Origin of the sequence: Arthrobacter sp. 9MFCol3.1, from assembly GCF_000620385.1 — a bacterium.
GTDB lineage: Bacteria > Actinomycetota > Actinomycetes > Actinomycetales > Micrococcaceae > Arthrobacter.
The window spans coordinates 1-20,924 of record NZ_JIBJ01000027.1; the positions used below are offsets into that span (position 1 = coordinate 1).

At 67.0% G+C, this 20,924-nt stretch carries 17 protein-coding genes, 1 tRNA gene, 1 rRNA gene and 1 pseudogene; 9 read left to right on the forward strand and 11 right to left on the reverse strand.

The genetic code is table 11. The features are described from left to right. From C560_RS0117250 to C560_RS23440, 3 genes and pseudogenes are all read left to right on the forward strand, one after another. Positions 1-543 (forward strand): lipoyl synthase (locus C560_RS0117250; RefSeq protein ID WP_026539139.1); only part of this gene is annotated, 543 nt, incomplete at its 5' end. A 19-nt stretch (positions 544-562) separates the two neighbouring features. Continuing rightward, a complete protein-coding gene (locus C560_RS22290; protein WP_081801752.1) occupies positions 563-1,384 on the forward strand; it encodes a methylenetetrahydrofolate reductase in 822 nt (273 codons plus the stop codon). A gap of 43 nt (positions 1,385-1,427) precedes the next feature. Continuing rightward, positions 1,428-1,520: pseudogene (locus C560_RS23440) on the forward strand (pyridoxal 5'-phosphate synthase lyase subunit PdxS); the annotation flags it as partial. A 281-nt stretch (positions 1,521-1,801) separates the two neighbouring features. Here C560_RS23440 and C560_RS23445 read toward each other — a convergent pair. The 3 genes from C560_RS23445 to C560_RS0117275 form a co-directional block, all read right to left on the reverse strand. Next, positions 1,802-1,954: a hypothetical protein gene (locus C560_RS23445; protein ID WP_155855818.1), complete on the reverse strand. Its 153-nt coding sequence runs from the start codon at positions 1,952-1,954 to the stop codon at positions 1,802-1,804. A gap of 248 nt (positions 1,955-2,202) precedes the next feature. Continuing rightward, positions 2,203-2,279: transfer RNA gene (locus C560_RS0117270), tRNA-Thr, on the reverse strand. A gap of 250 nt (positions 2,280-2,529) precedes the next feature. Further along, complete coding sequence (locus C560_RS0117275; protein WP_018775847.1) at positions 2,530-3,420, reverse strand: DsbA family protein; 891 nt, start codon at positions 3,418-3,420, stop codon at positions 2,530-2,532. 292 nt (positions 3,421-3,712) lie between these two features. Here C560_RS0117275 and C560_RS0117280 point away from each other — a divergent pair, with 292 nt between their 5' ends. Then, positions 3,713-5,122, forward strand: a complete 1,410-nt coding sequence (locus tag C560_RS0117280; RefSeq protein WP_155846939.1) for an alpha,alpha-trehalose-phosphate synthase (UDP-forming) — start codon at positions 3,713-3,715, stop codon at positions 5,120-5,122. Beyond that, on the forward strand, positions 5,112-5,957 hold the full coding sequence (otsB, locus tag C560_RS0117285) for a trehalose-phosphatase (RefSeq protein WP_026539140.1): 846 nt from the start codon (positions 5,112-5,114) through the stop codon (positions 5,955-5,957). Before C560_RS0117280 ends, otsB begins: the two co-directional genes overlap by 11 nt. A 33-nt stretch (positions 5,958-5,990) precedes the next feature. Here otsB and C560_RS0117290 read toward each other — a convergent pair whose 3' ends face one another. Beyond that, positions 5,991-6,392, reverse strand: a complete 402-nt coding sequence (locus C560_RS0117290) for a VOC family protein (RefSeq protein ID WP_026539141.1) — start codon at positions 6,390-6,392, stop codon at positions 5,991-5,993. Between the two features lie 262 nt (positions 6,393-6,654). On the opposite strand from C560_RS0117290, the gene C560_RS0117295 reads away from it, so the two are divergent. Next, positions 6,655-7,737: an ABC transporter ATP-binding protein gene (locus tag C560_RS0117295; protein WP_018775851.1), complete on the forward strand. Its 1,083-nt coding sequence runs from the start codon at positions 6,655-6,657 to the stop codon at positions 7,735-7,737. A gap of 180 nt (positions 7,738-7,917) precedes the next feature. Next, positions 7,918-9,336, forward strand: coding sequence for a DUF4032 domain-containing protein (locus C560_RS0117300; protein WP_018775852.1), 1,419 nt, complete (start codon positions 7,918-7,920; stop codon positions 9,334-9,336). A gap of 49 nt (positions 9,337-9,385) precedes the next feature. On the opposite strand, the gene C560_RS0117305 is transcribed toward C560_RS0117300, so the two are convergent. The 5 genes from C560_RS0117305 to C560_RS0117325 all read right to left on the reverse strand — a co-directional run bounded on the left by C560_RS0117305 (position 9,386) and on the right by C560_RS0117325 (position 16,907). After that, positions 9,386-10,756, reverse strand: a complete 1,371-nt coding sequence (locus C560_RS0117305) for an FAD-binding oxidoreductase (protein WP_026539142.1) — start codon at positions 10,754-10,756, stop codon at positions 9,386-9,388. A gap of 34 nt (positions 10,757-10,790) precedes the next feature. Beyond that, entirely contained in the window at positions 10,791-12,815 is a 2,025-nt protein-coding gene (locus tag C560_RS0117310; protein WP_026539143.1) for a glycoside hydrolase family 13 protein, read from the reverse strand. A 2-nt stretch (positions 12,816-12,817) separates the two neighbouring features. Next, a complete protein-coding gene (locus C560_RS0117315) occupies positions 12,818-13,834 on the reverse strand; it encodes a sugar ABC transporter permease (protein ID WP_026539144.1) in 1,017 nt (338 codons plus the stop codon). Then, positions 13,831-15,480 carry an ABC transporter permease subunit gene (locus C560_RS0117320; protein ID WP_026539145.1) on the reverse strand — a complete coding sequence of 550 codons (1,650 nt, stop codon included), beginning with the start codon at positions 15,478-15,480 and terminating at the stop codon, positions 13,831-13,833. Before C560_RS0117320 ends, C560_RS0117315 begins: the two co-directional genes overlap by 4 nt. Positions 15,481-15,608: 128 nt before the next feature. Continuing rightward, positions 15,609-16,907 (reverse strand): sugar ABC transporter substrate-binding protein, encoded by a 1,299-nt coding sequence (locus tag C560_RS0117325; RefSeq protein WP_018775857.1) that lies wholly within the window; start codon positions 16,905-16,907, stop codon positions 15,609-15,611. Between the two features lie 373 nt (positions 16,908-17,280). On the opposite strand from C560_RS0117325, the gene C560_RS0117330 reads away from it, so the two are divergent. Both C560_RS0117330 and C560_RS0117335 read left to right on the forward strand, forming a co-directional pair. Continuing rightward, the gene (locus C560_RS0117330; RefSeq protein WP_043423379.1) at positions 17,281-19,035 is read left to right on the forward strand and encodes a glycoside hydrolase family 13 protein; all 1,755 of its coding nucleotides are present in this window, start codon (positions 17,281-17,283) and stop codon (positions 19,033-19,035) included. A gap of 2 nt (positions 19,036-19,037) precedes the next feature. After that, positions 19,038-20,072: a LacI family DNA-binding transcriptional regulator gene (locus C560_RS0117335; RefSeq protein ID WP_018775859.1), complete on the forward strand. Its 1,035-nt coding sequence runs from the start codon at positions 19,038-19,040 to the stop codon at positions 20,070-20,072. Between the two features lie 86 nt (positions 20,073-20,158). On the opposite strand, the gene C560_RS0117340 is transcribed toward C560_RS0117335, so the two are convergent. Both C560_RS0117340 and rrf read right to left on the reverse strand, forming a co-directional pair. Beyond that, complete coding sequence (locus tag C560_RS0117340; RefSeq protein ID WP_026539147.1) at positions 20,159-20,665, reverse strand: SRPBCC domain-containing protein; 507 nt, start codon at positions 20,663-20,665, stop codon at positions 20,159-20,161. Between the two features lie 125 nt (positions 20,666-20,790). Then, a 5S ribosomal RNA gene (gene rrf / locus C560_RS0117345) occupies positions 20,791-20,907 on the reverse strand. Between the last annotated feature and the right edge of the window lie 17 nt (positions 20,908-20,924).

The following is a 20,924-nucleotide window of genomic DNA, read 5'->3' on the forward strand; positions in this document are numbered from 1 at the left end:
GATTTCTCCGGCAAGCCCGAGCACATCGAGGCGATCTGCGACTCCAAGCCCGAGGTCTTCGCCCACAACGTCGAAACCGTGCCCCGGATCTTCAAGCGGATCCGCCCGGCGTTCCGCTACGACCGCTCCCTGGACGTCATCACCCAGGGCCGCAAGCTCGGCATGGTGACCAAGTCCAACCTGATCCTCGGCATGGGCGAGACCCGCGAGGAAATCTCCGAGGCGCTGCGGGACCTGCACGAGGCCGGCTGCGACCTCATCACCATCACCCAGTACCTCCGCCCCTCCGAGCGGCACCTGCCGGTGGACCGCTGGGTCAAGCCGCAGGAATTCGTGGACCTGCAACATGAAGCCGACGAGATCGGCTTCCTGGGCGTCATGTCCGGACCCCTGGTGCGCTCCTCCTACCGCGCCGGCCGGCTCTGGGCCACCGCGATGCGCAAGAAGGGCCGGGAAATCCCGGCCGAACTCGCCCACATCGAAAGCTCCGGAAGCACCCGCCAGGAAGCCAGCACGCTGCTCGGCGCCCACGCCGGCGCCTGACATCCATAGAGGACCAAGAATGTTTCCCACACGACTTGAAATCATTCCTTCCGAGGGAATCGTCGAAAAGATCCAGGCGGCAGTGCCGCTGACCACGACGCTCACCGTCACGTGCCTGCCTCACCACGGGACCGGGCGGACCATGCGCACGGCCGCCCAGCTCAGTTCGCTCGGCTACACCGTGGTGCCGCACATCGCGGCCCGCAGCCTGGCGGATCGCTCCCAGCTGGCCGGCATTATCCGGGAATGTGGTGGGTCCGGCATCTCGGAAGTGTTCGCGGTTGGCGGTGATGCCCCGCAGCCCGCGGGTCCCTTCGCCAATGGCGGCGAGCTGCTGCGCGAGATCGCGGACATCAGCGGCGGCCAGATGGCCGTTGGGGTCGCCGGGTATCCGGAGGGTCATCCCGGCATCGGCCCGCTGCAGCTGCTCGAATCGCTGTTGGCCAAGCAGGAACTTGCCTCTAACGTCGTCACCCAGATGTGCTTCTCGGCGGAGACTATCCATAGCTACACGGCGATGCTGCGTCGCGAGGGGGTCACGCTTCCGGTCCTGGTTGGGGTTGCCGGGGCCGTGCAGAGAACCAGGCTGATTGCACTGGCAACGAAGATCGGCGTCGGAACGTCCGTGCGGTTCCTTAGCGGGAAACGATCGCTCGCCCGCCGCCTCCTGAGCGGCGAACGCTACTCGCCCGGCACACTCATCAACGAGCTGACCGCCCAGCCCGTCGTCGACGGCATCCATCTCTATAGCTTCAATTGTTTTGACGAGTTACCCGGTACCGTCGCCGCTTCGTCGACGGAACTCTCCGCCATGACCAGCCAAGGAAACACGCATGTTTGATATGCCGTTCCGCAGCCGCACCGCCAACAACGTCACGGGCAGCAGCCGCGTTAAGCGCGGCATGGGCGAGGCCCTGCGCCGCATCAACGTCGACGAGATCCCGCAGCCGGACCGCCTCGCCGAGCGCGGCTGGTAGCGTTCGGGCGCTTCTCAACGCTCGTGGAGCCGGATGCTCCTGATTGACGAGGCCGGGCGGTCACCTTCTTGGGTGGCCGTCCGGCGTCGTTGGTTTTCCCCGTCGACTGCTCCGTAGACGCCCTTTTGAGCGTTCAAAAGGGCGCCTACGGAGCAGTCGACGAGGGGTCAGCCGAGACGGATCAGTCGAGGCTGCGGCGCTTCAGCACCCGCCCGGAACGTTCTCGCCGGCCAGAAACCCTGTGCCCGAGTGCTTGCGGTCGCGCTGTTGGTCGTCGGCGGTCAGGACCTGATGCAGTGCGTCCCGACGACGACGCCGCCGGTGATCCCCGCCACCCCCAGCGGGACGGTGGCCAGGGCCGCGATGTGCGGCAGCAGGCTGTCGCCGGCGACCAGATTCGTTCCGGCAATGACCATGGCCGGGACCGCCACCAAGAGCGTGACCCACAAAGGATGGCCCCGATACCGCGACCAGCTGGCGGCCGCCAGACCAAGGACGGCCCCGGCCAGGATGAGCGTGTTGCCGAGCCGGTCCCGGGTCGGACGCCTGTGCGACCCGCCGCCACTTCCTACTTCAGGGGCTGGAAAACGTTGACTGGACGTGCGTCGCCCGTTTAGTCGCCCGTTCGAAGACATAAGAAACCCCTCCGTTCGGGGAAAAATCGCCGGAACGGAGGGGTTCGTGGGGCCCCCTGTCGGATTCGAACCGACGACCCCCGCTTTACAAGAGCGGTGCTCTGGCCAACTGAGCTAAGGAGGCATTCCTGCTTCCTGACACAACTCCGGGCCACAAAATGGCGCGGATGTCAGGACGCTAGACAAGATTAGCCCACCGACGCCCGGTGAGAAAAACCCAGAGAAAACGCGCAACGCCCCTCCCGCACAGCGAAGGCCAAAGCGACGGCCACAGCAAAAGGCCAAAAGCGAAGGCCCGGCCCCGGAGCGATCCGGGGCCGGGCCTTCAACCGCGGCCTTCTACTGCGGCCTTCAACGGCATGTGCCGCGGACGGTTACTTCTTGGCGTCGACTGCGGCCTGCAGGTACTGGTCGAACGGGGTCTGCGCGCTGTCGCCGACGCCCCACTGCTTGCCTTCAACGAACACGGTGGGCGTGCCGGTTATGCCGATCACCGTTGCCTCCTGGGTGGTGTGCTTCACCCACGGGCGGTAGGTCTTGCCATCCACGCACTGGTCGATGCTCTTGGCCCCGACGTCGCTGGCCAGCGTCTTCAGCTCGTTGTCGGAGAGTCCGGCGCTGCCTTCGGCCGGCTGCTTGGCGAACAGCAGGTCGACGAAGGCCGAGTACTTCTCCGGGGATTCGTTGACCACGCAGGCTGCGGCGTTGGCCGCGCGGGAGGAGTAGTTCGTGGTGGACCGGCTGTCAAGGAATCCGAGCGGCCGGTACTCCACGCTGATCTTGCCCTCGTTGCGCAGCTTGGTGAGAGTCTCGTTGTACTGCGCCTCGAAGTTCTTGCAGACGGGGCAGATGAAGTCGATGTAGAGGACCACCTTGACCGGCTTGCCGGCCTCAGCCTCGGCGCCCGGGGCCGTGACCGGGGACGGCGGCGTGGCCGGAGCGGACGGAAGATCGGACAGCTTCACGGTTGCGGGATCGGTCTTCGCAACCTCGGTGTTCGCCAGCAGGGTGACACCGCCGTGGATGTTGCCGTTGGCCGGAGTGGGTCCCTCATCGGCAACCGGGGCGTTGTTCTTGATGTTGGAGGTGACAACCAGCGCGACAATCACGATGATGGCGACGACGGCGGCAACGATGCCCCAGCCGATCAGCAACTTGTTGCGCTTCTCCTTCTTCAGCTGCGCCTCGCGGATCTCGCGGGCTTTCTCGCGCGCCGCGGCAGTGCGCTCTGCCTTAGACAGTCGGGGTTCGTTTGCGGGGCTCATTTGTTCCTCGGGTCGTTCGGCCAGGGACGGTCCACTCAGTGGCAACGTCATCATTTTAGGGGAGAAACCCGAGAACTTGCGCTTTCAAGTTTCCTTCCGCCTGCCCAACGGACGAATAGCCCGGAAGATTCCGGGCGGCTAGGGTTGATGGAGAGCCACGAGCGGACCCCAGGGGGCACCAATGCAAGCAACGGACAGCGCCGGCCACGGCACACAGAGCACCACTGAAGCGACGCGGCCGGCAGCCGACGGCGCCACCACCGGCGCCGCTGCGGGGGATCAGTTCGACTTCATGGTGGTGTCCAACCGGCTGCCCGTCGACCGCTGTTCGTCCGACGAAACCGGCTGCGAGGACGGCTGGCGCCGCTCCCCCGGCGGACTCGTCACAGCGCTGGCCCCCATGATGACCAAAACCGACGGCGCGTGGGTGGGCTGGCACGGCGCCCCCGATGAGACCGTCAAGCCCTTCAGCCACGGCGGCATTGACCTGATCCCCGTCCAGCTGAGCACCGAGGACATCGAGCTCTTCTACGAGGGCTTTTCGAACGCCACGTTGTGGCCGCTCTACCATGACGTGATCGCCCCGCCGGAATTCCACCGTACCTGGTGGGATTCCTACCGGAAGGTCAACCGCAGGTTCGCCGACGCCGTCATCCGCCATGCGGCGGAGGGTGCCACCGTCTGGGTGCAGGACTACCAGCTCCAGCTGGTTCCCAAGCTGCTCCGGGAGGCCCGGCCGGACCTGAAGATCGGATTCTTCAACCACATCCCGTTCCCGCCGCCGGAGATCTTTGCCCAGCTCCCGTGGCGCCGCGCGATCATCGACGGCCTGCTGGGCGCGGACCTGGTGGGCTTCCAGCGCAGCAGCGATGCCGGAAACTTCATGCGCTCCGCGCGGCGCTTCCTGGGCGCGAGCGTCAAGCAGCAGCAGGTCCATGTCAGGGGCGCCGACGGCGAGACCACCCACATCGCGAGGGCCCAGGCGTTCCCTATCTCCATTGACGTCAAGCAGATCAGCGAGCTGGCGAAGAAGCCGGAGGTTATCGAGCGGGCGCAGCAGATCCGCCGGGACCTCGGCAACCCCAAGACCATCCTGCTCGGCGTCGACCGCCTCGACTACACCAAGGGCATCCGGCACCGGCTCAAGGCGTACGAGGAACTGCTGCAGGACGCCAAGGTCACCGTCGAGGACGCGACCCTGATCCAGGTGGCCAGCCCCAGCCGGGAGCGCGTGGAGCAGTACCGCCTGCTCCGCGAGGAGGTCGAGGGCACAGTGGGCCACATCAACGGCACCTTCGACACGATGGAGAGCACGGCGGTCCGCTACCTGCACCACAGCTACCCCATTGAAGAGATGGTCTCCTTGTACCTGGCCGCGGACGTCATGCTGGTCACTGCCTTGCGCGACGGCATGAACCTCGTCGCCAAGGAATACGTCACGGCCCGGACAAACAACGACGGCGCCCTGGTACTGAGTGAGTTCGCCGGCGCCGCCGACCAGCTCAAGCAGGCCCTGCTGATGAACCCGCACGACATTGACGGGCTCAAGGACACGATCATGAGGGCCGTCAACATGCAGCCGGCCGAGGCATCGCGCCGCATGCGGGCCATGCGCAAGCAGATTCTGGACCACGACGTCGACCTCTGGTCCTCCGACTTCCTGAAAGCCCTCGCCGAAAAGGTTGTACGCGATGACTCCTGACGCCGCCGGTACCAACGACCCAGACACCAACACCCCGGACACCGCCCCGCTCTCGCTCGCCCCTGAGCTGCTGGCGGCCGTGCGCCGTGTCGCCGGCACCGAGCACCTGCTCGTGGCGATGGACTTCGACGGCACCATGGCGCCGCTCGTGGACCATGCCGGCGACGCCCGGGCGCTCCCGCGCTCCGCGGCTGCCTTCGCGGCGCTGACGGCACTCCCCCGGACGACGACGGCGCTCATCTCCGGCCGGGCGCTGGACAGCCTGCGGGCCGTCGCCTCCCCGCCGGAGGAGACGCTGCTGATCGGCAGCCACGGCGCAGAGGTCTGGATGGGGCCCGGCTCCTCGCAGCTCATGCTCGACGAGGCTCAACGCGAACTCCTGGCCGAGGTCCGCAAGGAGCTTGAGGGAATCGTGGAACAGGCCCCGGGGACCCTTTTGGAGGACAAGCCGGCCGGCGTCGTGCTGCACACGCGGCTCGCGGCGGACGACGTCGCCGAGGACGCCGTCGCCGCGGCGCGGGCGGTCCTGCAGGACCGCAGCGGCGTCTTCCTCAAGACGGGCAACCGCGTCCTGGAGACCTCAGTGGTGAACGCCTCCAAGGGCGAGGGCATTGCCTTCCTGCGGCAGGCCACCGGAGCCACGGCTGTGGCCTTCGCCGGAGACGACACCACCGACGAGGACGCCCTGGCCAGCCTTGTCCCCGGCGATCTCGGCGTAAAAGTGGGGCTCGATTTCACGCAGGCCGAGTTCCGGGTGGAGGCGCCGGTCCACATCTGCGAACTGCTGGAGGCACTGCTGCGTGAGCGGAAGAAGTCCGTCGACTCTGGGAGCTAAAGCGGGCTCACCTAGCGGTCAACCGGGCGTCGGTCACGACTGAAGTTCGTAGCCGATCAACCAGTGCAGTCCGTAACGGTCGACGATCTGGCCATCTGTTGCGCCCCAGGGCTTCGGGGCCAGGGGGTCGATCACCCGGCCGTCAACGGCGAGCGTGTCGAACCACTCGTGGAGAACTGCCGGTTCGGCGGTCCCTAGCAGCGAGAGCATGAGGCCTTCGAACCGGACGCTTTTCTCGCCCGCTGCCGCATCCGAGCCCGCCAAAGCGACTGCGCCGTTCAGCTGTCCGTGGGCAATGGCGTCCGGCGGGCCGTCGCTGCGGTTGAACTCTTCGTACGTGAACAAGGCAAGCTCTCCGCCGAAGACGTCGGCGTAGAAGCCAAGTGCTTCACGCGCGGTGCCCGGGAAACTGACATAGATCTGCAGTGCCGTCATGCGCACAGCCTACACACCCATTTCTGGCGCCACGTGACGGACCCCACGTGTGACATCCGTAACATTTTGGCCCAAATGCCATAAATCTGACATACTCTGTATGTGATGTGGCGCACAACTACCGTGCGGCGTCATTGGATACTCCTCGGCTTCGGCCGAGGAGTATGCGCATGAGATCCCACAATTGAATTAACAACTGCATAAAACGACCATTCACTACGGATCGTCCGGCACGTACCTGCCGGTGAAGGGATTGATAACTGTGGCTACAGTTACTTTTGACAACGCAACACGTCTGTACCCGGGCACCGAAAAGCCCGCTGTTGACAAGCTCAACATTGATATCGCCGATGGCGAATTCCTGGTCCTCGTTGGACCCTCCGGCTGCGGAAAGTCGACCTCCCTGCGCATGCTTGCAGGTCTCGAGGACGTCAACTCCGGCCGCATCCTCATCGGCGACCGAGACGTCACGGACGTCCCGCCGAAGGATCGCGACATCGCCATGGTGTTCCAGAACTACGCCCTGTACCCGCACATGACCGTGGCGGACAACATGGGCTTCGCTCTGAAGATCGCCGGCGTCAGCAAGGAAGAGCGCGCCGAGCGCGTCCGTGAGGCCGCCAAGCTGCTCGACCTCGAACCGTACCTGGACCGCAAGCCGAAGGCCCTCTCCGGCGGCCAGCGTCAGCGCGTTGCCATGGGCCGCGCCATTGTGCGTAACCCGCAGGTCTTCCTCATGGATGAGCCGCTGTCCAACCTGGATGCCAAGCTGCGCGTGCAGACCCGCACCCAGATCGCGTCCCTGACCCGCCGCCTCGGCGTCACCACGGTCTACGTGACCCACGACCAGGTCGAGGCCATGACCATGGGTGACCGCGTCGCCGTGCTGAAGGACGGCCTGCTGATGCAGGTCGACACCCCGCGCAACCTCTACGACAAGCCCAAGAACGTCTTTGTGGCCGGCTTCATTGGCTCCCCGGCCATGAACCTGCTCGAACTTCCCGTCGTCGACGGCGGCGTGCAGTTCGGCGGAACCGTTTACCCGGTACCGCGCGACGTCCTCGAGGAAGCCCACGGCCAGACCGTGACCCTCGGTTCCCGCCCGGAAGACCTGGAGACTGTTGCCCAGGGTGAAGGTCTCCAGGTCGAGGTCGACGTCGTCGAAGAACTCGGCGCCGACGCCTACGTCTACGGCCACACCACGCTCGACGGCCAGAGCCACGACATCGTGGCCCGCGTTGACGGCCGCCGCCCCCCGATGAAGGGTGAGTCCATCTGGGTCCGCCCGCAGTCAGGCCACGTACACCTGTTCGACACCAAGACCGGCCTGCGACTCGGCGACTAGCCCACCGGCTCCCTAACCTCGCTCCGCTTCGGCCAGGGAACCCTGCCGCCGTGGGCCCAGGTAGCCTAAACGCCCGACGGCGGTCCTCCCCACTGGAGGGCCGCCGTCGGGCGTTAACTGCCCCGCTTTAGGTGCGGCCCGCCAAATACGGAAGAATTGATATATGACCGAGGAAACCCCATGACCGAGGAAAACAGTGCCCAGTGGCACGACGAGCCCACCGACTACGGTCAGATCGGGAAACTGCCCCGGTACGAGGCCGCCAGCGCCAATGACGACAAGGCCTCGATGGTGTCCAGCTCGCTGAGCATCACGGCCGCCGCCACCGAGCCCGAGCTGCTGGACCTGCCCTGGCACATTGCCCTCGAGGACTGGCCGGCAGAGTATCTGGCAGCGCTCCCCCGCGGCATCTCCCGGCACATTGTGCGTTTCGCCCACCTCGGCGGCTCCGTGATCGCCATCAAGGAAACCTCCGAACACGTGGCCCGCCACGAGTACCATATGCTCCGCAAGCTCGCCCGGCTGGATGTTCCCGGCGTGGAGCCGGTGGCCGTCATCACCGGACGCACCACCCCGGAGGGCCGGCCGCTGAACCCCGTGCTGGTGACCCGGCACCTGAAGTTCTCCATGCCCTACCGCGCGCTCTTCTCCCAGATGCTGCGCAAGGACACCCTGACCCGGCTCATCGACGCCCAGGCGCTGCTGCTGGTCCGGCTGCACCTGATCGGCTTCTACTGGGGCGACGTCTCGCTCTCGAACACCTTGTTCCGCCGCGACGCCGGCGCGTTCGCCGCCTACCTCGTTGATGCCGAGACCGGCGAACTGTACCCGGATTTGTCCACCGGCCAGCGCGAGTACGACCTCGAAATCGCCCGCGTCAACATCGCCGGTGAGCTCATGGACCTGCTCGACGGCGGCCTGATCGAGGAGAAAGTGGATCCGGTGGCCACCAGCGAGCTGATCATGGACAGCTACCGGCGGCTGTGGACCGAGCTGACGGCGAAGGAGTCGTTTGAGATCGGGGAACGCTGGCGCGTGGCCGCCCGGATCCGGCGGCTCAACGAGCTGGGGTTCGACGTCGAGGAATACGCGATCAAGACCACGCAGAACGGCTCCACCATCCAGCTCCAGCCGAAGGTCGTCGACGCCGGGCATCACCAGCGCCGGCTGCTGCGCCTGACCGGCCTGGACGCCCAGGAAAACCAGGCCCGCCGGCTCCTGAACGACATGGATTCATTCCGGGCCGACAACAACCCGGGCATGGACGAGGAATACAGCGCGCACCTGTGGGTCAGCCAGATCTTCGAGCCTATCGTCCGGGCCATCCCCCGCGACCTCTCCGGCAAGCTTGAGCCGGCCGAGGCGGTGCACGAGGTCCTGGAGCACCGCTGGTACATGTCCGAGAAGGAGAACCGGCACATCCCCCTGGCGGAGGCCGTCCAGTCCTACATCGACAACGAACTCCGTCACCGCCGGGACGAGGCTGCGATCATGCTCAACCCGGACACGGGATTGCTCAAGATCCTTGAGGTGGAGACCGAGGAATCGCGGTACGGCGCCGACGAATCCGTGGACGAATACCCCGACTCCGACGACTAGGCCGCGCGCCGGGCAGGTTGTGGCACGCCCGGTTTAAATCGCGCCCGGGCTAAATCGCCTTGCCGGGGTTCAGGATCCCGGCCGGGTCGAAGAGTTCCTTGATTCGGCGCTGCAGTTCCCGCACGGGTTCCTTCTGCTCCAGGCCAAGCCAGCGCAGCTTGTACTGCCCGATCCCGTGTTCGCCGGTGATGGTGCCGCCCATGGCCAGGGCTACGGCAATCGACCGGTCCAGGGCGGCGCCGAGGCGGGCCATGGCATCGGGGTCCACGGTGTTGTCCACCCGGTCGACCCAGAAGGTGGGGTGCAGATTGCCGTCGCCGGCGTGTGCCACGACCTTGAGCTGGACCCGGTGCTCCGCCGCCATGGCTTCGAGCTCGGCGACGTAATCCACCAGGCGTGAGCGCGGCACGGCCACGTCCTCGCCCACCCGGTATTCGTCGTCCACCTCGGTCCCGCGGCTGTTGCGGCGCAGTTCGACGAGCTGCTCGGCCTCCGCGTCGGCTTCCATGGTCACCACCGCTCCTCCCGCCACCAGGACCGGGCGGATGGCCGCGGCTTCGGCCGCCGCGCCGAAGCCGTCGGTCTGGATCAGCAGCAGGGCTGCCCCGCGTGCGGTCAGGTCCGAGCCGTGGAGGTCATCGAGCTGGGCGAGCGAGCCGCCGTCGAGCAGTTCCATGATGGCCGGCTGCACGCGGGCGCGGCCCACGGCGAGGACCCCGGCCGCGGCGCTGCGGAAGTCCGGGTAGAAGGCGGCGATGGTGTGCACGTCGCGCGGCAGGTACTTCAGCCGCACGGTGACACCGACCACGATCCCCAGGGTCCCCTCCGAGCCGACGAACAGCCCGGTGAGGTCATAGCCGGCGACGCCCTTGAAGGTCTGGTGGCCGGTGTGGATGAGGGAGCCGTCCGCGAGGACGACGTCGAGTGCCAGGACCGAGTCCCGGGTCACCCCGTACTTCGCGCAGCGCAGCCCGCCGGCGTTGGTGGCCACGTTGCCGCCGATGGTGGACATCTTGAAACTCGCAGGATCCGGGGCGTACATGAGCCCGTGCACGGCGGCGGCCGCGTTCAGGTCGGCGTTGATGACGCCGGGTTCCACGACGGCGGTCTCGTCGTCCGGGTTGAGGTCCAGGATGCGGTTCATCCTCTCGAGCGTGAGCACCACGCAGCCCGCGCTCGCGTGGGCGCCCCCGGAGACCCCGGTCCCGGCTCCGCGCGCCACGAGCGCGACGCCGAGGGCGGCGCAGGCCCGCACCGTTGCCTGCACGTCGGCCACCGATTCGGCGCGGACCACGGCCTGCGGGAGCTGATAGTCCAGGACGGGGGCCTGGTCCACGGCGTAGGTGGCCAGCGTGGTCGCGTCCACGGCAATTTTCGCCGCGCCCAGGGAAGAGGTCAGCTCATCGATGATGCTGCGCATGCGGTCTCCAGTTCGGTCGAATCCGGATCCCAGTCTAAGTCCGCGGGACGGGGACCCTGGTCCCGGGCAACACCCACGCGGCGGCCACCGGCCCTCGGGTGCAGATCAGGGCGGTTCCGCCGGCGTCATCGGACCTGATCTGCCCGCCCGGTTGCCCAGGCGACGGGAGCAGTGCCACGTCGACGTCGGCCGTCGCGTAGGCCGGCCGCCCGGCAAGGGCCGCCAGCTGGGCCGCCGTGAGTGTTCCGGGCGCCAGTTTCACTTCGGCGGCCGCCCGGGCCACTACCACCAGCACGGAGTTCCGCTCGGTTTCGCGAACAAACGCCAGGACATCCCCGCGGGCGTGCAGCCACCGCACACCGCCGCCGGTGAGCGCGGGCTGTTCCCGGCGCAGTGTGCTGAGCGCCGCGTAATCCGCCCGGAGGTCGCTGAGGATGCGGCCGGGGTCGTTCCAGGGCATGGGCGTGCGGGAGGACTCCCCATTGTCGCCTTTGAGGCCGAACTCGTCCCCGGCGAACACCACGGGGACCCCCGGCAGGGTGAACATCAGCAGCGCGCCGAGCCGCTGCCCGCCGTCGATCATCACCGTGGCGGCGCGTGCGGTGTCGTGACTGTTCAGGGCGTTCATGTTCTGCTGCCGGACGTCCCAGCTGAACGCGGCGGCGAGGTCCAGATGGGTGGCCAGGAAATCCTCGGCGGCGGTCCGGTTCGGCCCCGGCAGCGGGGTTCCGAAGAAGTTGACGTGTCCGGCGTCGCCGGCCAGCCAGGACCACAGTGGCCGGGTGAAGTTGGAGTAGGTCATGGCGCCGTGCCAGTGCTCGCCGCTGAAGTCCGGGGCGGCATCGTTGGTGGCCTCGGCGAGCAGCGCCGCGGCCGGGTTGATCGAACGGACCCGGTCCGCGATCAGGCGGGCGACGTCCTGGTTGAGATCGGTGCCGCCGAGCCGGCCGGTCATATTGCCGACGTCGATCCGCCATCCGTCGAGGTTGAACGGCGGCCGGAGCCAGCGTGCCACGGGGGAATCGTCGTCCAGGACGAATTTCTCGCGCAGGCCCTGAGATGACCAGTTCAGTTTGGGCAGCGATCTGACGCCGTACCAGGATTCGTATTCCGTGTGCTCCGCGTTGAAGTAGTAGTATCCGGACTCCTCGGAGGCCGGGTCGGCCAGGGCCCGTCGGAACCATTCGTGGGCATCGCCGGAATGGTTGGCCGTGAGGTCGCCCATCACGCGCAGGCCGCGGGCGTGGGCGGCTTCGATGAGTTCCACGAGGGCCTCGTCTCCGCCCAGCAGCGGATCCACGCAGCTGAAGGTGGCGGCGTCGTAGCGGTGGTTGGAACGGGCCGGAAAGAACGGCGTCAGATAAATGACATCGGCTCCGAGCTGCTGGATATGATCCAGCCGCTCGGTGATGCCGCGGAGGTCCCCGCCGTAGTACTGGTACGGGGTCTGCGGGCCGGAGCCGTCCACCTCGGTGGTGTCCCAGTTGCACGGCACGGCCCAGTCCGGAGCGGGGCGCTCCGGGACCGGACCTGGCGCGGACAGGTTTTGCGCCGACAGGTTTTGCGCCGGCAGGTTTTGCGACGAAAGCGCGGAGCGGGCGAAGCGGTCCGGGAAGATCTGGTACATCGTTCCCCGGCGCAGCCATTCAGGTGCGGGCCGGAAGGTCGTGATGCGGAAGTCGGCATAGTCGGACACATCCCGGCTGAATAACCCCTGCGCGTTCAGGCTCCAGTACCGCAGGCTGCCGGCGGCCCCGCCCGTGGCGGCACCGCTGGCGTCCGGGACTTCCAGCAGGAAGCGGTACCGGGCCACCGGGTTGGTCGCCACGGTGGCAGCCTCCCACCAGGCCCAGCCGTCGGCCTCGCCCAGGGGCAGGGCGGGATCGTAGCGGGGTTCGCCGTCGTGGATGGACCGCAGCCAGACCCGGGCGGGCCACCCCCAGACGGCGGGGACGCGGAGCCGCAGGCGGAGCTCCGCCCCCGGATCCACCTGCTGTGGCGCGTGGAGGGCCGAGCCGTCGTGGTGCGGAAGCGGCCCCGCGCTGCCCGGGAGTGTCATGCCTAGCCCTTCACCGAGCCCGCGGTGAGGCCACTGACGATGTAGCGCTGCAGGTACAGGAACAGGGCCATCACGGGAACGGCGGACAGCACGGCCCCGGCGGCGAAGACGCCCCAGTTCTCCGAGCGCTGCTGGGCCACAAAGGAGTACAGCCCGACGGCGAGGGTCTGGCTGTCCGGGTCCGTGAGCACCACGGAAGCGATCACGAACTCGCCGGAGATGGCGATGAACGTCAGCAGGCCCACCACCGCCAGGATCGGCGTCACAAGCCGCATGATGATGCCGAAGAAGATCTGCGCGTGGCTGGCGCCGTCGATCTTGGCCGCCTCGTCCAGGGACTGCGGCACGGTGTTGAAAAACCCGTACATGAGATAGGTGTTCACGCCCAGGGCCCCGCCGAGGTACACCATGATCAGGCCCAGCTGGCTGCCCAGCCCAAGGGCCGGGATGACTTCGGAAATTCCGCTCAGCAGCAGGAAGATCGCCACAACGGCGAGCAGCTGCGGGAACATCTGCAGCAGCAGCAGGCTCAGCAGGCCAATCCGGCGCCCGGTGAAGCGCATCCGGGAGAACGCGTACGCCGCCATGGCGCCCAGGAACACGGTGGACGCCGAGGTCACGCCGCCCACCACCATGGTGTTGACGAACCAGCGCGCGAAGGGGCGCGACGGGTTGTTCATCAGCTCCGTGAAGTTGCCGAAATCGATCCGGCTGAACAAGGCGTTGGATCCCACCAATGTGCCCGTGGAGTTGAAGGCCGCGGAGAGCACGTACAGCAGCGGGAAGACCGCAAAGATCGTGACGACGATCCCCACAACGTGCCGCCAGCCCTTGTCCTTGAGCCAGGCGCCGAAGGACTTGCGCCGCCGGAGGACCTTGGGCCCGCCGGCGGTCTCGCCGGTGCCATTGCGGCTTCCGGCACCTTCTCTGTCGCGTGCTTCTTCGGCCGTCCCGTCGCCGGAGGCAAGGCGCTGCGGCTGGTCAGTGGTGGAGACGACGCGTGCTGCGGGCCCGTTCATGAGTTCACTTCCTCAAGTGCCTTGGTCTGCTTGAAGCTGATGGCCGAAACCGTGGCCACGATGATGAAAATGATGATCGCCAGGGCGCTGGCCAGGCCGTAGTCACGGCCGGTGCCCTGCCCGAATGCCACCTTGTAGACGAGCGTGATCAGGATGTCTGTGGCCCCGATGTCGCGGTCCGTGTCCGCGAACCGCGGGCCGCCGCCGGTGAGCATGAAGATCACGTTGAAGTTGTTGAAGTTGAAGGCAAAGGATGAGATCAGCAGCGGCGCGATCGAGACCAGCAGGAGCGGCAGTTTGATGGAGCGGAAGACCCGCCAGGGACCGGCGCCGTCCATCCTGGCCGCCTCGTCCAACTCCGTGGGCAGGGACTGCAGGGCCCCGGTGCAGACGAGGAACATGTACGGGAAGCCGAGCCAGAGGTTGACCACCAGCACGCTGATCTTGGCCAGGACCGGGTCCGTCAGCCAGCCGATCGTGGCCCCGCCCAGCAGGGTCTGGTTGAGCCAGCCGAACTGCGGGTTCAGGATGCCGGACCACACCAGTCCGGACAGGAATGCCGGGAAGGCGTAGGGCAGGATCATGAGGATCCGGTAGATCTTCTTGCCTCGCAGGTCCTCGCGGTTGAACGTGATCGCCAGGAACAGTCCCAGGGCGAAGGTCAGCGCCACCGAGGCGACGGCGAAGGTGAAGGTCCACAGGATGACGCCCAGCAGGGGGCCGCGGAGGCTCGGATCGGTGAAGGCCCGCGCGAAGTTCTCCATGCCGACGTCGATCTTCCAGCCCGTAGTCAGCGTCTCTCCGCTGTCCGTGGCGAACGCTCCCTTGCCGTTGTCCCGGTAGACGGAACCGGTGTCCGTGTCCGTGAAGGTGCCGGCGTCGGCGTCGTACTTCAGGGCCGGCTTGAACTGGTAAGCGGAGCTGCCGTCAGCGGTCCGCAGGGTACCGTCAGCGGGATCGGCGGAGACCGGAACGGTGATGCCCAGGATCTGCTGCTGGTTGGCGACGATCTCCTGGAAGTTCAGGGTCCGGTAGCCTGCCAGGGCGTTGGCCTTGCCGGTGGAGTCTGTTCCCGCGCCGGAGACCTGTTCCAGCGGCGTGCCGGCGCTCCCCAGTGAGGTCCTGCCGTCCGGGTCCGTGAACAGCAGGTAGAAGGAGCCGTCCTTGGACAGCACGGCTGCCTTGTAGGCCGGCGAGTCAGGGACCCGCTTCTGCGCCGTGAGCTGGATGGCCGCGATCGCGTCATCCTTGGTGCTGTTGTGCCCGTCGCCGTAGTTGGTGAAGGCGATGTAGCCGCTGAAGAGCACCACGAACACCTGGAACACGAGCAGGAACAGCACGCCGGGGGCGAGATACTTCGCCGGCAGCCCGCCCTTGCGCAGGTAGATCCAGTTGATCGCTGCCACGACGACGGCGGAAACAGCCAGCGCGCCCCAGGACTGGCTGAGGAACAGCATCATGAGCACGTAGACGGCGACGGCATCCACGAGGCCCAGCAGGACGATCTTGGCGATCGTTCCCTTGGTGGTTTCGGGGCCGAAGGTTCGGCGGCGGGAGCCGTTTCGTTTCCGGGAGGGGGTCCTGGCGGGGCCGCCGGGAGCTGCAGGGGCGGAATCGCCGGCCTGGCGGAGTTCGGTGTCTGTCATGGCTGTGTTCGGTCCTCGGGAGAAAGCTGGGGTGGTGCAGGAACGGGCCGGGCGGCATGCTCTGCCGCCCGGCCCGGGCTGTGCGGTGCCGCGGACCCTCAACGGGATCCGCTGGAACCGCGCGAGGGCTAACCCGCGATCTTGGCCTTGATGCTGGCGGCCATCTTGGCCCAGTCAGCGGCGGGATCGCCCTGGCCCTTGATGAGGGCGAGCTCGGTGGCTCCCCAGTCAGCCCAGACGGCACTCATTTCCGGAATGGCCGGCATCGGGACGCCGGCGGCGCCGATCTTGCCGAAGGCTGCCACGACCGGATCGCTGGCGGCCTTCTCGAACGAGGCCTTCAGTGCCGGCGGACGGCCTCCGGCCTTGTACATGGAGTCCTGTGCTGCCTCGGTGGTGAGGTAGTTGGTGACGAACTCGTTGGTGGCCAGGGCGTTGGCGCTCTTGGCGCTGATGAAGAAGCCGTTGACGCCGATGAACGGCTGGGCGGGCTTGTCGCCGGCCGTGGGCAGCTCGTCGACAGCGAACTTGATGCCCTTCTTCTGCACGTCCGGCACGTTCCACGGGCCGGTCAGGTAGTACGGGGACTCACCGGCCAGGAACTTCTCCTTGGCGATGTCGCCGGTGATGTTGGAGTTAATGATCTTCTCTCCGGCGTCGCCCCAGGCGGCCAGCTTCTTGGCGAACGCGACGCCGGCGGCGTCGCCGATCAGGAGCTGCTTGGGATCGTAGCCGCCGTCGGCAGCCTTGCCGAAGACCTCCGAGCCCATGGAGGACTGCAGCGGGTACAGGTGGTAGGGGTCGCCCTGCTTCGGGTCCATGCCCACCAGGAACGGGAATTTCGCTTTGCCGTCAGCCACGGCCTTCTTGCCGTTGGCGATGACCTCATCCAGGGTCTTGGCACTCTGGGGCACGAGGTCCGTGTTGCGCAGCAGGGCGATGTTCTCGATCGCGTACGGAACACCGTAGACGGAGCCGTTGTAGGTCATGGCCTTGACGGCGGAGTCCTGGAACCCGGCCTTCTTGTCACCGAGCTCCACGGGTGCGATCACGCCGTTCTGGACGAACTTGCCTACCCAGTCGTGCGGACCGACGATCAGGTCGGGGCCCTTGCCGGTGGGGACTTGGGTGATGAAGTCGTCGCGGACTGCGGCGAAGTCCTTGACCACGAGCTTGACCGCGATGCCGGTATCGGCCTGGAATTTGGCCGTGATGTCCTTCAGCGCGGGTGAACGCTCGGCATCGACCCACATGGTGATCGTGCTGGCCCCGGAAGCCTTCAGGTCCGGCTTGGCCGTCGCGGTGGCCGGCGCGGTGGCGGCGGCGCCGCCGCAAGCGCTGAGGGCCAGCGCGGCCACTACGGAGATCGCGCCTGCGGTGAAGACCCGCCGGCTCGTCCCGTTCGTGAGGGTGTTCTGCACCTTCATTGGTGTCCCTTTCATAAAATCCTGCATCCACGCGTAAGGCCCTGGAATTCCATTCCAGAGCCCCGTGGCATCGTCGGTGATGTGGCTCACAGCTGCAAGCGCTTCCAAAGTACATGCTCGACGGCGCTTTGAAAAGTCAGGCTACCGGCCGGTAGTGGGACCAGCCTCCTGCGGCTAGGGTGCGACGCGCCACGATCCGTCGCTCAGGTTCTTAGCTATCGTCGGCCGCCAGGCCGCACTCCCGGCCCGGGGTAATCCAATCGCTGGCCAAACACGCGGGCTGGAATGTGACTGGAAGCGTTTTCATTTTGGGTGCGCGGGACTTACCATTACGGTCATGTCCGTAGATGCAGCTCTCTTCTCCCCCACCGCGATGGCCGGCACCTCCACCGGTCCCCTGACGGGCCCGTTGACCCCGGTGCACGCCGCTGACCACCTTCCCGGTTGGTGGCGTTCCGCTGTCATTTACCAGGTGTATCCGCGTTCGTTCCGGGACCTGAACGGCGACGGCGTCGGCGACCTCGCCGGTATCACGGCCGAGCTGCCTCGCCTCGCCGAACTCGACATCGACGCCGTCTGGCTGTCCCCGTTCTACCGGTCACCCCAGCGTGACGCCGGCTATGACGTCAGCGACTACTGCGACGTCGACCCCCTGTTCGGCACGCTGGACGATTTTGACACCATGATGGCCGAGGCCATCCGGCTGGGGCTGCGGATGATCGTTGACCTGGTGCCCAACCACTGCTCGGACCAGCACCCGGCTTTCCAGGCCGCCCTCGCCGCGCCGGCCGGCAGTCCCGAACGGGACATGTTCATTTTCCGCGACGGCCGCGGCACGTTCGGCGAGGAGCCGCCGAACAACTGGCAGTCCCACTTTGGCGGTTCGGCCTGGACCCGGATCACCGAACCCGACGGCGCGCCGGGCCAGTGGTACCTGCACCTGTTCGATTCCTCCCAGCCGGACTTCAACTGGGACAACCGCGCCGTTCACGAGGAATTCGAGCGCGTCCTGCGCTTCTGGCTCGAACGCGGGGTCTCCGGGTTCCGGGTGGACGTGGCGCATGCCCTCGTCAAGGCCCCCGGCCTGCCCGAGTGGGGCGGCCGCGCCGACGGCAACAGCTGCGACGGATTCCCCGGACACGACGCACCGATGTTCGGCCAGCCCGCACTTCATGAGATCTACCGCCAGTGGCGGCGGATTCTCGCGGAGTACGGCCCCGACCGGATCCTCTGTGCCGAGGCTAATGTGGACCCGCTTCCCCGGCTGGCCGATTGGGTCCGTCCGGATGAAATGCACCAGGCCTTCAACTTCCCCTACCTTCACGCGGGACTTGACGTGCACCGCATGCGCAACGTCATCACCGAGTCGCTGACGGCGCTGGACGCCGTCGGTGCCCCCAGCACCTGGGTGCTCTCCAACCACGACGTTGTCCGCCACGCCACCCGTTTCGGGTACACCGGCCAGGCGCCGCGTGACGGTGATGGAATCGGCACCTGGGATCCGCAGCCGGATGAGGAGCTCGGACGGTCCCGGGCGGCTGCCGCGTCCATGTTCATGCTGGGGCTGCCCGGCGGCGCCTACCTTTACCAGGGCGAGGAACTCGGTCTCCCGGACGGGATCGACATTCCGGATACCCGGCGGCAGGACCCCACCTTTGCCCGCACCGGCGGTGAGCGGCTTGGCCGCGACGGCTGCCGGGTCCCGCTGCCCTGGCGGGCCGGCGAGCTCCATGCCGGGTTCGGCGACGGGCAGGACCCCTGGCTGCCGCAGCCGGACAGCTTTGCCGGACTTGCGCGTGATCTGCAGTCCGCGTCGCCGTCGTCGCATCTGAGCCTCTACAAGCGGATGCTGGATCTCCGGCGCGGGCTGGAACTCGGCCGCGGCTCGCTGTCCTGGTACGAGGACCTGTGCACTGACACGAGCCTGGCCTTCCTCAACGGGACCACGCTGGTGCTGCTCAACACGGGAACCGAACCCCTGGACATGCCGGCCGGACGGGTGCTGTTGCGAAGCTCGACGAGGCCCGGGTCCGGCTACGCCACGGAGGACATGTCCAGCACCGGTGATCAGTTAAGCTCAGGTGAAACAGTTTGGCTGGAAACCTACATAGAGGACACGGAGGGGTAGAAATGCCCGGCATCAAGGACGTCGCGGAACGGGCCGGCCTCTCCATCGCTACCGTTTCGCGCGCCTTGAGCGGCAAGGGCAACGTCTCGCCGAGGAGCCGGGAGCGTGCCCGGGCCGCCGCCGCCGAGCTCGGATTCGTCCTGTCCTATCACGCCTCGAGCCTGGCCTCGGGACGCAACCACAACGTCGGCGTCGTTGTGCCTTCGGTCCACCGGTGGTTCTTTTCCTCGGTCGTCGAAGGCGTCTCGGCGACGCTGCTGGATGCCGGTTACGACCTGACGCTGTACAACGTCAGCGAGGGGCAGGAGCGCCGTCACAGCGTGCTGAACGACTTCCTGCTCCGCAAACGCGTGGATGCCGTCATCGCGGTGTCATTGGAGCTCTCCGAAGCGGAGATTGACCAACTGCTGGCCATCCACCGCCCAATCGTGGGAATCGGCGGTCCGTTGCCCGGGGCTTCGACAATCCGCATCAATGATTCCGGCATCGCGGAGGCCGCGGCCCGGCACCTGATCCAGCTTGGTCACAGCCGGATCGCCCACATGACCGGGGACGCCGCCTACGAACAAGACTTCCGCCTGCCCGGGACGCGTCAGGCCGGCTTCAAGAAAGCCATGCGCGATGCGGGACTGGCGGTCCGGCCGGAGTGGCAGGTCTCCGCCGATTTCACGATCCAGGGCGCATATGCCAGTGCCCGCCAACTGCTCGGTGGCTCGCCGGAGCGTCCCACGGCCGTCTTTGCCGCCTCGGACGAAATGGCGATCGGCACGATCCTCGCCGCCCGGGACTTTGGCCTGCGGGTGCCGCAGGATCTCTCTGTCATCGGCATCGACGGCCACGAGCTGGGGGAGGTCTTCGGACTGACCACGATCGACCAGGATGCTCGGGGGCAGGGCGCGTTGGCCGTCAGGCGTCTGCTGGCGGGACTCAACGGCGACGCTGACTCATCGGCGGCGGACTCCGAATACCCTACACAGTTCGTGATCCGTTCCAGCACTGCCGTTCCGCCGGTAGACCAGGCACCACTGCGGGGCTAAGGTCCGCGCCAGCCGTCCCGGAGCGGCCGCCGGCCTGAGTGCCAGTCTCAATGCCGGATGGTACGGACGCGCCTGTCTCAGGGCGTTCAGGCGTCGGGGCCGACCGCACCGGCACCACCCATGAACCGAACGAAGCGGTCCAGGACGGCGGGCCAGCCTGCCGCGTACTCTGCCCGGGCCGCAGCGGGGTCCTCGGCGCCTTCCCAGCCGCTGTGAACCAGGCGGAGCTCTGTCCCCTCGCCCACCGCCCTGAACGCCACCCGGAGTTCGGTGGACCACATGGCAGTGGTTCCGGGGTGCCAGCTGGCGTGGAAGGACAGCGGCGGCTGCCAGTCGTCAATCGATCCCCACACCGCCGTCCTGCCGTCATCCGAGGACTCCATGATCAGGTTCTCCTCGAACTCGACATAGGAGCCGGCGCCGTAGACGCTGTGGTCCTCGAGCGGCCACCAGAGGTGCGTGTGTTCCGTGAATCCCATGAAGGTCCGGGCGACTGCGCCCGGCACCACGACGCTGACGACGACGGGATCGAGTTCGTCCGCTGCGGCAGGCTCCGGTGCGCCGGACGGGGCATGGCTGAAGAGGTTATCCATGGGCAACAACTCTACCCGCGTGGCCTTCTGCCGAGATTCAGGCCTGGACTCGAAAGCGGCCTAAAGGGGGGTTTAAATGCGGGAGGACCCCAACCTGGTGGTTGGGGTCCTCGACCTGAATGGTGTTCCGGCGGTGACCTACTCTCCCACACCCTCCCGGGTGCAGTACCATCGGCGCTGTGGGTCTTAGCTTCCGGGTTCGGGATGGGACCGGGCGTTTCCCCCACGCTATGACCGCCGTAACCCTTGCTCCGCCACG